This window comes from Ruegeria sp. HKCCD6428, from assembly GCF_013110595.1.
Taxonomy (GTDB): Bacteria; Pseudomonadota; Alphaproteobacteria; order Rhodobacterales; family Rhodobacteraceae; genus Ruegeria.
The window spans coordinates 186,592-197,374 of the sequence record NZ_WVQX01000006.1 but is presented as its reverse complement, the minus strand read 5'-3'; the positions used below and the strand labels follow the sequence as shown (position 1 = coordinate 197,374).

Here is a 10,783-nt window from a genome sequence, read left to right as displayed (position 1 = left end):
CTTACCCGAAGCGGCACATACGTTCTGTTCCCAAGTTTACCCCATTCAGGAGACAGAATATGTCGACCGTAGCCGTTACCGACGACACCTTTGACGCCGAAGTCAAGAATTCGACCGTTCCCGTGGTCGTGGATTTCTGGGCCGAATGGTGCGGCCCCTGCAAGCAAATCGGCCCTGCGCTGGAAGAGCTGGCGGCCGAGTATGGCGACAAAGTCAAAATCGCCAAGGTCGATGTGGACAGCAACCCGAACTCAGCCGCCGCCATGGGTGTACGTGGCATCCCCGCGCTGTTCATCTTCAAGGACGGTCAGGTCGTTTCCAACCGCGCGGGCGCGGCGCCCAAAGCCGCCCTGCAAAGCTGGATCGACGAATCCATCTGATCTGGTCCTAACAGATTATCTCGAAGGCGCCTCAGATCGGGGCGCCTTTTCTATTGAAGACATCGGAGACACCAATGGCAAAAACGCGGGTCCTTGTGGAATTCGGGATGGGCACATCCCTGCGCCGGATGGACTATACTCAGGCGTCACTGCGGGCGATCAAGGATGCGCTTTGGCACAACTCGGTCAACATGGCGGAACTGTTCGGGTTTCCGAAAGCGGCGATGATCATTGATGCCGAAATAGGGGTTCAGCAGCCGGATCAGGTGGACACCGAAGCGTTGAAGGCTGTCTTTCCCTATGGTCATCCCAATATTACTGTCACCAAAGGCGGGCTGGACATCGCAAAGCCCCACAGTGACGGGCACACGGTCATTGCCAACGCCGCCCTGATCGTTTCCTTCGACATGGAGCCCGCGCAATGAGCGAAAAACGCATCATTCTGGAGATGGGAACAGGTAACGATCTGTACGGCCAAGATTATACCAAGGCAGCTCGCCGCGCGGTGCAGGATGCTTTGCACCATTCATCCATCACGTTGTTTTCAAAGCTGGGGATCGACCATTCCGAAATGCGCGTCAGCGTCACGATCGGCGTGCAGGATCCTGAACAGGTGGATTGCGATCTGGTTGCCTCGGATCTGCCGCGGGGCAGGGCCGAGGTTCGCGCAGTCAAAGGTGGGCTTGACGTTGTCGACGAAGAAGCGGGAACGCGGCACGTGGTTGCAACTGCGGCGATCGAGGCGTTTCTGCCTGATCTTGCTGGAAAATACGTTCAGGGCTGAACAAAGAAAAAGCCGCTCGGAAATCCGTGCGGCTGTCTCGAGTTGCTGATCTGCGGGAACATCAGAGATCGGCGATGTCTGCGCGGCTCAGGCCGATATCGTCAAGCTGGGCGTCGCTGAGTTCCGACAGGAGTTTGCGGGTTTTGCGGGATTCTTTCCATTCGACAACGGTGTTGACGACATTGGTGAACGCGTCCACTACGTGCAGGATGGTAGCTGCTCCGAGCGGCGCATGAATGTTAGCTGTGGTTGCCATGTGCGCGGTCCTTTGTGAAGAAACAGCCGACCCGTTGTCGGTTGTAAGCCTCATGTAGTCCTGCATGCCCGGACTCACAATTGCTGGTCTGGTAACCCCGGAATGCGTTTTTTGCATATCTTTTAGGCAATTGAAGAACGGGTTGCGCCAACCTGCGACCCAGCCCATATATACCGCCAGCGAAAACGGAGACGATCATGGCAGACAGCGACTTTCCCGGTTGGCACGGCACGACGATCATTGGCGTCAAGAAGGACGGCCAGATCGTCATAGCCGGTGATGGGCAGGTCAGCCTGGGTCAAACCGTGATCAAGGGCACGGCCCGCAAGGTACGCCGCCTGTCCCCCGGAGGGTCCGAAGTTGTCGCCGGCTTTGCCGGGTCGACGGCCGACGCCTTCACCTTGCTGGAACGGCTGGAGGCCAAGCTCGAGGCGACACCGGGCCAACTTGCCCGTGCTTCTGTGGAATTGGCCAAAGACTGGCGTACCGACAAATACCTGCAAAAGCTCGAAGCGATGCTGATCGTCACGGACGGCAAGGACATGTTCGTGATCACCGGGGCGGGTGACGTGCTGGAACCTGAACACAACGTGGCTGCCATCGGGTCCGGGGGCAATTTTGCCCTGGCCGCTGCCCGCGCGATGATGGACAGTAACAAGTCGGCGGAAGAGGTCGCGCGTCAGGCAATGGCCATCGCGGCCGATATCTGTGTCTATACCAATGGTAATCTGACGGTTGAGACGATCTCAGGCTAACAGCGCCGAAATCTCCTTGCCTTTCCAGCGGCGATGCATGCCGATCAGGCCAATGATCGCTGCGATGATCACGATGTAGTAGGGCACGCGGATATCGATGCTCATCAATCCGCCCCCGATCAGCGACATGATCCCGCCCGCAAGGCAGAACACGGCAGTGGTCACACCCATGACCCAGCCTTGATCCGCTTCGCTGACGCTGGATGAGAACAGCCCAAGCATGGTGGGGTAGGCGATTCCGAACAGGAAATAGAAGAAAAAGACCGGCACATAACTGAACACGCCGCTTGGGCTGAAGGCAAACGCGAAGCCGCAAATCACCATGACGATGAGTGACGTGTGGATTATCGCATGTTTGCTGAATTTCTCCTGCGCGGGTTTCACCAGAAACGTGCTGGAGAAGGCCAGCGCCACACCGATGACGACCATTGCCATACTGCCGCCGATGACTCCGTATCCGAAGGCGCTGGTCAGGAAATTGTCGACAAAGACGTAAAAGGTGACATTGGCGATCATGAAGAACGAATAGACCGGCAGGATCTTCAACACCATCGGATGACCACGCACCGCCATCAGGCTGTCTGTTATGTCACGGGGACGGAAAACAAAGGGCGCACGATCCGTTCGGGTATCCTGGAAGAAAAACAGGACCAGAAAGATTGCAATCAGGACAAGGACAAATGCACCGTAAAAGGGCGTTCTCAGCGTGGCGAAGCCGCCCAGCAGGGCGGCGTCAGACAAGACCGCGCCGATGATCGGCCCGCCCACAAGGCCAAAGCTGACGCCTGTCACGATATAGCCCATGTTCCGGTCCCGGTCTGTCGCGTCGGTGCTACCGTCGATCATCGCCGCTTGCGCAATGGGTTGGTTGCCCGCAGTAAATCCGGTGATCGAACGCCCGACAATCAGCAGAAGGAGGCTGTTGAGATAAAGCGCGGCAATGGTCAGGGCATACCCGGCCAGAGCACCGCCCAGGCACACCAGCAAAGCGTTCTTGCGCCCGATCGAATCCGATACTTTCGAAACATAGACAACGCCCAGAAACCAAGACAGGAAAAAGCACCCGATCACGAGGCCGTAATAGAAATGCCTGCGCCCCTCGGGCGTGTTTTCGGGCAGAAACCCGGATTTCGTTTCCATGATTAGCGAGTTGATGATGGGAAAGACCAGCCCCTGTCCGATCAGATCCACAAACACCACAAACAGAAGAGTAATCTTGGCAATATTTGTCATGTCTTACGCTCCTGACCCTCAAACCCTTGAAATCACTGTAGCAGAGGGTTCGCGCATTCCCCAAGCAAAGCATTTGCAAACCTGAGCCGGCATTGCTAACCAACGCGGCCATGAATACAGGCTTGGTTGTTTTCGCCCGCGCGGTGATTACCTAAGCCGCATGACACAAATGCCGACCGAAAGGACTGCCCTTTGACCGACCTGACCCCGCGCGAGATTGTCTCGGAACTGGATCGCTTCATCATCGGGCAGAAGGACGCCAAGCGCGCCGTAGCCGTCGCCCTGCGCAATCGCTGGCGCCGCAAGCAATTGCCGGACGACATCCGGGAGGAAGTCTATCCCAAGAACATCCTGATGATCGGCCCCACCGGCGTTGGCAAGACCGAAATCAGCCGCCGTCTGGCCAAACTGGCACGCGCGCCGTTTATCAAGGTCGAGGCCACCAAGTTCACCGAAGTCGGATATGTCGGTCGTGATGTGGAACAGATTGTGCGCGATCTGGCAGATGCGGCCATCCTGCAAACCCGCGAGTTCATGCGCGAAGACGTCAAGGCCAAAGCCCATCAGGCCGCCGAAGATCGGGTGATCGAAGCCATTGCAGGCGCGGATGCGCGCGAAGGCACGCGCGAGATGTTCCGCAAAAAGCTGAAAGCCGGCGAACTGGACGACACGGTGATCGAGCTGGAACTGTCCGACACCTCGAACCCGATGCCGATGTTCGACATTCCGGGGCAGCCGGGCGGTCAGATGGGTATGATGAATCTGGGCGACATTTTCGGCAAGGCCTTTGGTGGACGGACCGTCAAGAAACGCATGACCGTCGCCGAAAGCTATGATGCGCTGATCGGGGAAGAGGCCGACAAGCTGCTGGATGATGAAACCGTCACCCGCACCGCGTTGGAATCCGTCGAACAGAACGGCATCGTATTTCTGGATGAGATCGACAAGGTCTGCGCCCGCTCTGACGCACGCGGCGGCGATGTCAGCCGCGAAGGCGTGCAGCGCGACCTTCTGCCCTTGATCGAGGGAACCACCGTCAGCACCAAGCACGGCCCGGTCAAAACGGATCATATCCTGTTCATCGCCTCGGGTGCGTTTCACATCGCCAAACCGTCGGATCTGTTGCCGGAATTGCAAGGGCGCCTGCCGATCCGCGTCGAACTGCGCGCCCTGACCGAAGAAGACTTCGTGCGCATCCTGACCGAAACCGACAATGCCCTGACCTTGCAATACACGGCGTTGATGGGCACCGAGGACGTGACCGTCAGCTTTACCGAGGACGGCATCGCGGCGTTGGCGAAGATTGCGGCTGACGTGAACCAGAGCATCGAAAACATCGGCGCGCGGCGGCTCTATACCGTCATGGAGCGGGTTTTCGAAGAACTGTCTTTCGCTGCACCGGACAAAGCCGGTTCAGAGATCACCGTTGATGCACAGTTCGTCAGCGACAATCTTGGTGAATTGACCAAGTCCTCTGATCTGAGCCGTTACGTTTTGTAACACGGCCAGCCGTTTTTTGCCGTTGTTTTGGTCATGCCGTGCTGGACGTCGCGCAGGAATAGGCTAGCGTGTGCACAAGTCACCCCGAGGTCTGGCCCGTGCTGCGATACTTCGTCATTCTGTTCATATCCCTTTCGCTCAACGCCTGTGTCGACCGGACGGTGTCCGAGGTCGTGCCCGGTGCCGTGAACATCGGAACACCTGAAACCATCTTCGCAAGCACGACCCGCGCGCGTGAGGCCGATGGATCCTATGGATTCCGACGCGGTGAAACGCTCAGGTTCCTGGAAACGACGGTTTCTATTCCACCCACGCACACTCCGGGTACGCTCCGCTTCTCCTACGCGAACCCGAATCCGCGGAAAGAATTCGTTCTGGCAGACGTGACCGAGTTGGATGGACCGCAGGGGCTGCGCAAACACCTGCGAGGACAGGATGACGTCACTATCTTTGTGCACGGCTACAATTCGACCCAGACCGAAACGATCTTCCGCGCGGCGCAGCTGACACATGACATCGGCCTCCCCGGATCAACGCTGGTGTATTCCTGGCCCAGCCGCGCGACGGGCTATGGATATGCCTATGATCTGGACAGTATGCTGTTCGCCCGCGACGGGTTGGAACAGACCATCCGCGAACTGAAAGCCATGGGTGTCAAACGCGTTATTCTGGTCGCGCATTCCATGGGCGGTGCGTTGACGATGGAGATGATGCGGCAAACCGAATTGCAGGAACCCGGCTGGGCCAAGCGAAACATCGAAGGGGTCGTTCTGATCTCGCCTGATCTTGATCTTGATCTGTTTCGCTCGCAGATGAAACGTATCGACAACCCCCCCGATCCGTTCATCGTAATGGTGTCGCAAAAGGACAAGATCCTGAACATCTCGGGCCGCTTGCGTGGCACGGATGAGGGCCAGCGGTTGGGGAACATCAGTTCGGTTGACTCGCTCGAGGAATTCCCGATCAGCGTGATCGACACGACTGCTTTCAACAGTGACGCGGCATCCTCGCATTTCGTTGCCGCGACCTCTCCGGCTTTATTGTCGATCCTCAACTCGTTGCGGCGTGTCAACAATACCTTCGGGCGGGAAGATCGACCGACCATTGATATTCTGGTGCCACCCAGCGAGCGCAATCCAGACGGGGCCACTGAAATTGTTCTGACGGAAACCGGGCAGGCACAGGTTACCACTCCGTGACGCGGTTCAAGCTGCGTCGGTATCTTCTAGACAATGCCACCTGGCTTGGCGCCGGCGTTCTTCTGACGTTTTTATCCAGCTTCGGGCAGACGTTCTTCATCTCGATCTTTGCCGGTGAAATCCGCGCGGAATTCAGCCTCGGCCACGGTGCGTGGGGTGGGCTATATACATTGGGCACAACCCTGTCGGCCATCGTGATGATCTGGGCCGGAGGGCTGACGGATATCTTTCGCGTCCGGGTGCTGGGTCCGGCGGTTCTGGCTGGGTTGGCCCTGGCCGCCCTTGCCATGGCGCTGAATACCTGGCTGCTCCTGTTGCCAGTGGTGATTTTTCTGTTGCGCCTGCTGGGTCAGGGGATGAGCACACATCTGGCCGCGGTCGCCATGGCGCGGTGGTTTACGGTCACGCGGGGCAAGGCGCTTTCCATTGCATCCATCGGCTATGCCATCGGTGAGGCCCTGCTGCCCCTGATCTTTGTTGCAGCCATGGTTTACCTGGACTGGCGTTGGCTGTGGGTGGTCGCGGCAGGGATGACTGCCTTGGGAATACCCGTGTTGATGCGGCTGTTGCGCGAGGAACGAACACCGCAAAGCCTTGCCAGCGAATCCTCTGCCATTGGGATGCAGGGTCGCCACTGGAGCCGTCGCGACGCGCTGTTTGACCCCTTGTTCTGGTTCATGGTGCCCGCCGTGCTTGCGCCATCGGCATTCATCACCGCGTTTTTCTTCCATCAGGTCTATTTCGCCGAGGTCAAAGGCTGGCAGCATATCCAACTGGTCGCTCTGTTCCCGATCTTTACCGGAGTATCACTGCTGTCGATGTTTGCTGCGGGCTGGGCATTGGACAAATGGGGCACTGCACGCATCATGCCATTCTATCAGCTTCCGATGGCGGTTGGGTTTGTGGTTCTGGGCATGACTGAATCAATCAGCGGCGCGACGATCGGGTTGGTGTTTCTTGGCCTGACGGTCGGAGCGAACAGCACGTTGCCCAGCGCGTTCTGGGCAGAATTCTATGGGACCCGGCATATCGGGGCCATCAAGGCGATGGCTGCGGCTGTCATGGTACTGGGGTCAGCCATCGGCCCAGGTCTGACCGGCGTTCTGATTGACCTTGGTATCCCGCTGAGCATTCAGTTTTTCTGGATTGGCCTGCTCTTCGTGCTGGTATGCAGCCTTGTTTGGGTCGGTATTTCCCGCGCGTGTCGCGACCTTTAACGCACCCGCCTGAGATACACGTAATACGCCCCGTCTCCGCCGTGGCTTATATGAGCCGGCGTGACCTGCAACACCGCCTGGGCCAGCGGTGGGATCGACAACCAGTGAGGAACCTGATTTCGCAGAACACCTCGCGGCGTCGGAATCGGACCGGGCTCGTCCCGATCCTTGCCTTTGCCGGTCACGACCAAAACCAGACGCTTACCCTGTGCTTGCGCGCTCAGGATGAATCGGATCAGCGCCGGATGGGCCGAAGCCACCCGCATACCGTGCAGATCCAGCTTGCCTTCGGGTTTCAGCTTGCCGCGCTTCATCCGACCAAAGGCCTTGTTGTCCATCTGAACCGGTGCATTGCGCAACGCATCCGTCACCTTGGGCTTCAGGTCGTTCGGTTTCGGTTTCGACTGATGGGTCTGTCCAAGTTCGAATGCCTGAAAACGGGGTTTCGGAGTTTTCTTGGGCTTGGGTTTCGGCAAAGAGGTCGGATGGATCGTCTGCGGGATTTCCGGGTGCAGCCTCTCGGCCTGTTTGGCGACCTTGCGCCACAGCTCGATCTCTTCGCTTGTCAGTTTGCGCCGGGTCATCAGAATTCATCCGGCAGCAGGGCATAGGCACGCTGGATGGGCAGCAACAGCACCATCCGACCGGGATCCTTCAGCTTGCCCGCGGCCTGACCGGCTTCGTCCCCCGTTCCGAAAAAGATATCGGCCCGCTGCGCGCCTTTGATGGCCGCACCTGTATCCTGCGCGATCATCAGGCGGCGGATTGGTTCCTTGCCGTCCTTTTCCACCCACACCGGCGCACCCAATGGGGTATAGGCGGGATCAGCCGCAATGCTGCGCATCGTCGTGACAGATCGGTTCATGGCGCCCAGCGGCCCAAGCTCGGGCGCGACACGTGAAACTTCGCGGAAAAACACGTATGATGGGTTGTGGAACAGCAATTCCGCGCCAGCCTCGGGGTTCTTGCGCACCCAGGCGCGGATCATCTGCGCGCTGACCTCATGCGCGCCAAGAATGCCGCGCCGCACCAGTTCCACGCCAATTGACCTGTAGGGATGCCCGTTCGCACCGCCATACCCGACGCGCAAAGCGCCGCCATCCGGCAATCGAACGCGGCCCGAACCCTGGATTTGCAGAAAAAACAACTCTACGGGGTCATCGACCCAGGCAATCTCAAGCCCGCGGCCCTGCATGACATCACTGGTCAGGATTTCTCGCCGGCTCAGCCAGGGCCCCTCAGCGCGGGCCTCGGGCGGCATTTTGTAGATGGGATACTTGAAACGATCCGTCCGGGTACGCGCACCATCAAGTTCGGGTTCGAAATACCCCGTGAACAGGGCATCCTCACCATCCTCGACCAGAACAGGGCGAAAAAAGAGCTCAAAGAACGACCGTGCCGCTTCGGCATCATAGGTTCTTGCCACACCGCACAGGGCCCGCCAATCGGGATCCTTCAGATCCCCGCAGGTGTTCAGAAAAACTGACAGGGCTGCACCGTGGTCATCCTCGGCCCAGCCACGCAGATCATCGAACGACAGAATGGATCGCGTTGCCTCGGCCCCGGCAGCGCTGGCAGTGGTCATTGCACCCACCAGTAAAAGCGACCGGAGCGTGGCAATCATGCGTCCGTGGCAACAAGCAGCCAGTTCGGGTCGTCCTTGCCCATCACACGGGCAAAGGTCCAGCTGTCCTTTTGGCGTTTCACGGTGTTGGGGCTGCCTTCGACGATATCGCCACCGCGATCCCGCACAACCGATGTCAGTTCACCCACGAATTTCATAGTGATCTCGGCCTGATTGGTATCCTTGTCGAATTTCACATCCGTCAGGGTCGTCTCTCGGACACCGATGAACTCGGCCTCGATCGTCAGGCCCTGATCTTCTCGTGCGGCGACGCCCGCAACGAAGGATTCAAAAACTTCTTCCGACAGGAATGGCTGGATCTCGTCCAGGTTGCCCTTCTCAAACCCCATCACGATCATTTCATAGGCACCGCGCGCACCCTGAACAAACTCGGTGACGGAAAAACCGGGTTCAACGCGTTTCATCGCCGCCAGCGTCTGTGCCAGCTCGCTGTCTTCCGGGACATGGTCTGTGATGTCATGATCCGGGCCGCCTTCGATCACTTCGAAATCGCGGCGCGACTTATGCGCTTCGGGCTGCTGCTGCACAGGCGGTTTCTCAAAACCTTCACGCGTGCCCAACACGCTCTTGAGGCGCAGGATCAGGAAAACGGCAATTCCGGCCAGGACCAGCAACTGGATCATGGGTTCGTTCATTTCATCCTCTTTTCAGAACCGCGGCTTTGTATACGCGGCCTCATGCCACTATGTAGGTGACCGTAGGTGGCAAGTCCACAGCCCGGCCTAAGGGAAAGGATAACGCAAATGTATCTGTTCTTGGCATTTTTGTTGGTGCCCATCATCGAGATCGCGCTGTTTATTCAGGTTGGCGGGTTGATCGGCTTGTGGCCAACCCTTGCCATCGTAGTGATGACGGCGGTTTTGGGCACTGTTTTGGTGCGGACACAAGGTCGCATGGCGTTGGGAAACCTGCAACGGTCGTTTGCCGAACTGGACGACCCGACCGAGCCGCTGGCTCATGGTGCGATGATCCTGTTGTCGGGCGCTTTGTTGCTTACACCGGGATTCTTTACTGATGCCATTGGATTTGCGTTGCTTGTTCCCGGCGTGCGGGTTGCGGTTTTCAGGTATCTCAGATCGAAAGTCACCGTTACCCAGTTTCAGATGGGCCAAGGCCCCGGTTTTCAGTCTCGGGGAAATCCGTTCGATCAGGGTGACATCATAGATGGTGACTTTACCGAGGTCCGCCCAAAAAATGATCCGTCAAAGCCGTCTAAATGGGTGGAAGGCCCCCACCGGCATTGAGGTGCCGCGCCCAACTTGATAAGCAGTGGCGAATTTCATTTTTGGAGTAGATCCATGGCCGAAGAAAAAGCTGCAGAAAACACTGCGGCCAAAGCCGCCCCGCAAGTTCAGATGCGTGTTCTGGGGCAGTTCATCCGCGACATGTCCTTTGAGAACGTGATGGCCCAGAAGGGTGTTTCCGGTGACGTACAGCCCGAAATCGCGGTTCAGGTGAATCTGGATGCCAAGAAGCGCCCGGCTGACCACCAGTTCGAAGTGTCGATCAAGCTGAACCTGACATCCAAAGCCAAAGGCCTGGAAGACGTTCTGTTCCTTTGTGAACTGGACTATTGCGGCCTGTTCCACGTGGAAGGTGTGCCGGAAGACCAGTTGCACCCGTTCCTGATGATCGAATGCCCGCGGATGCTGTTCCCGTTCCTGCGCCGCATCGTCAGCGACATCACCCGCGACGGCGGTTTCCCACCGGTGAATCTGGACAATATCGATTTCGTCGCCCTGTACCGCAACGAACTGATGCGTCGTCAGGCCGAACAGTCCCAGAAGACAGATGCCTGAGGGTTTAGCCCGTGC

At 58.1% G+C, this 10,783-nt stretch carries 14 protein-coding genes; 9 read left to right on the top strand and 5 right to left on the bottom strand.

Annotation, left to right across the window (positions count from 1 at the left end):
- Positions 1-17 precede the first annotated feature (17 nt).
- The 3 genes from trxA (at position 18) to GS620_RS14925 (ending at position 1,164) form a co-directional block, all read left to right on the top strand.
- Positions 18-380, top strand: coding sequence for a thioredoxin (trxA, locus tag GS620_RS14935; RefSeq protein ID WP_367396964.1), 363 nt, complete (start codon positions 18-20; stop codon positions 378-380).
- A 74-nt stretch (positions 381-454) separates the two neighbouring features.
- On the top strand, positions 455-805 hold the full coding sequence (locus GS620_RS14930) for a Lin0512 family protein (protein ID WP_171616653.1): 351 nt from the start codon (positions 455-457) through the stop codon (positions 803-805).
- A complete protein-coding gene (locus tag GS620_RS14925; RefSeq protein WP_152459630.1) occupies positions 802-1,164 on the top strand; it encodes a Lin0512 family protein in 363 nt (120 codons plus the stop codon). The genes GS620_RS14930 and GS620_RS14925 overlap by 4 nt, the downstream gene beginning before the upstream one ends.
- Before the next feature lie 61 nt (positions 1,165-1,225).
- On the opposite strand, the gene GS620_RS14920 is transcribed toward GS620_RS14925, so the two are convergent.
- Positions 1,226-1,420, bottom strand: a complete 195-nt coding sequence (locus GS620_RS14920) for a DUF1127 domain-containing protein (RefSeq protein WP_152459629.1) — start codon at positions 1,418-1,420, stop codon at positions 1,226-1,228.
- Between the two features lie 197 nt (positions 1,421-1,617).
- Here GS620_RS14920 and hslV point away from each other — a divergent pair, with 197 nt between their 5' ends.
- On the top strand, positions 1,618-2,175 hold the full coding sequence (hslV, locus tag GS620_RS14915; RefSeq protein WP_171616651.1) for an ATP-dependent protease subunit HslV: 558 nt from the start codon (positions 1,618-1,620) through the stop codon (positions 2,173-2,175).
- Here hslV and GS620_RS14910 read toward each other — a convergent pair.
- Complete coding sequence (locus GS620_RS14910; protein WP_171116678.1) at positions 2,167-3,408, bottom strand: MFS transporter; 1,242 nt, start codon at positions 3,406-3,408, stop codon at positions 2,167-2,169. The two genes, hslV and GS620_RS14910, sit on opposite strands and share 9 nt — an antisense overlap.
- Positions 3,409-3,600: 192 nt before the next feature.
- On the opposite strand from GS620_RS14910, the gene hslU reads away from it, so the two are divergent.
- The 3 genes from hslU (at position 3,601) to GS620_RS14895 (ending at position 7,324) form a co-directional block, all read left to right on the top strand.
- Positions 3,601-4,908: an ATP-dependent protease ATPase subunit HslU gene (hslU, locus tag GS620_RS14905; RefSeq protein WP_152459626.1), complete on the top strand. Its 1,308-nt coding sequence runs from the start codon at positions 3,601-3,603 to the stop codon at positions 4,906-4,908.
- Between the two features lie 98 nt (positions 4,909-5,006).
- Complete coding sequence (locus tag GS620_RS14900; protein ID WP_171206541.1) at positions 5,007-6,107, top strand: alpha/beta fold hydrolase; 1,101 nt, start codon at positions 5,007-5,009, stop codon at positions 6,105-6,107.
- A complete protein-coding gene (locus tag GS620_RS14895; protein WP_171616649.1) occupies positions 6,104-7,324 on the top strand; it encodes an MFS transporter in 1,221 nt (406 codons plus the stop codon). The genes GS620_RS14900 and GS620_RS14895 overlap by 4 nt, the downstream gene beginning before the upstream one ends.
- Here GS620_RS14895 and GS620_RS14890 read toward each other — a convergent pair.
- The 3 genes from GS620_RS14890 to GS620_RS14880 are packed head-to-tail and all read right to left on the bottom strand — an operon-like array spanning position 7,321 to position 9,604.
- A complete protein-coding gene (locus tag GS620_RS14890) occupies positions 7,321-7,908 on the bottom strand; it encodes a Smr/MutS family protein (RefSeq protein ID WP_171616647.1) in 588 nt (195 codons plus the stop codon). The genes GS620_RS14895 and GS620_RS14890 overlap by 4 nt on opposite strands.
- Positions 7,908-8,948: a murein transglycosylase A gene (locus tag GS620_RS14885; RefSeq protein ID WP_171116688.1), complete on the bottom strand. Its 1,041-nt coding sequence runs from the start codon at positions 8,946-8,948 to the stop codon at positions 7,908-7,910. Before GS620_RS14885 ends, GS620_RS14890 begins: the two co-directional genes overlap by 1 nt.
- Positions 8,945-9,604, bottom strand: coding sequence for a Tim44/TimA family putative adaptor protein (locus GS620_RS14880; RefSeq protein WP_152459622.1), 660 nt, complete (start codon positions 9,602-9,604; stop codon positions 8,945-8,947). Before GS620_RS14880 ends, GS620_RS14885 begins: the two co-directional genes overlap by 4 nt.
- Positions 9,605-9,712: 108 nt before the next feature.
- Between GS620_RS14880 and GS620_RS14875 the strand changes: the two genes are divergently transcribed.
- Together GS620_RS14875 and secB are read left to right on the top strand one after the other, a co-directional pair.
- A complete protein-coding gene (locus tag GS620_RS14875) occupies positions 9,713-10,213 on the top strand; it encodes an FxsA family protein (RefSeq protein ID WP_171616645.1) in 501 nt (166 codons plus the stop codon).
- Between the two features lie 54 nt (positions 10,214-10,267).
- Complete coding sequence (gene secB / locus GS620_RS14870) at positions 10,268-10,768, top strand: protein-export chaperone SecB (RefSeq protein WP_152459620.1); 501 nt, start codon at positions 10,268-10,270, stop codon at positions 10,766-10,768.
- The last annotated feature ends 15 nt before the right edge of the window (positions 10,769-10,783 follow it).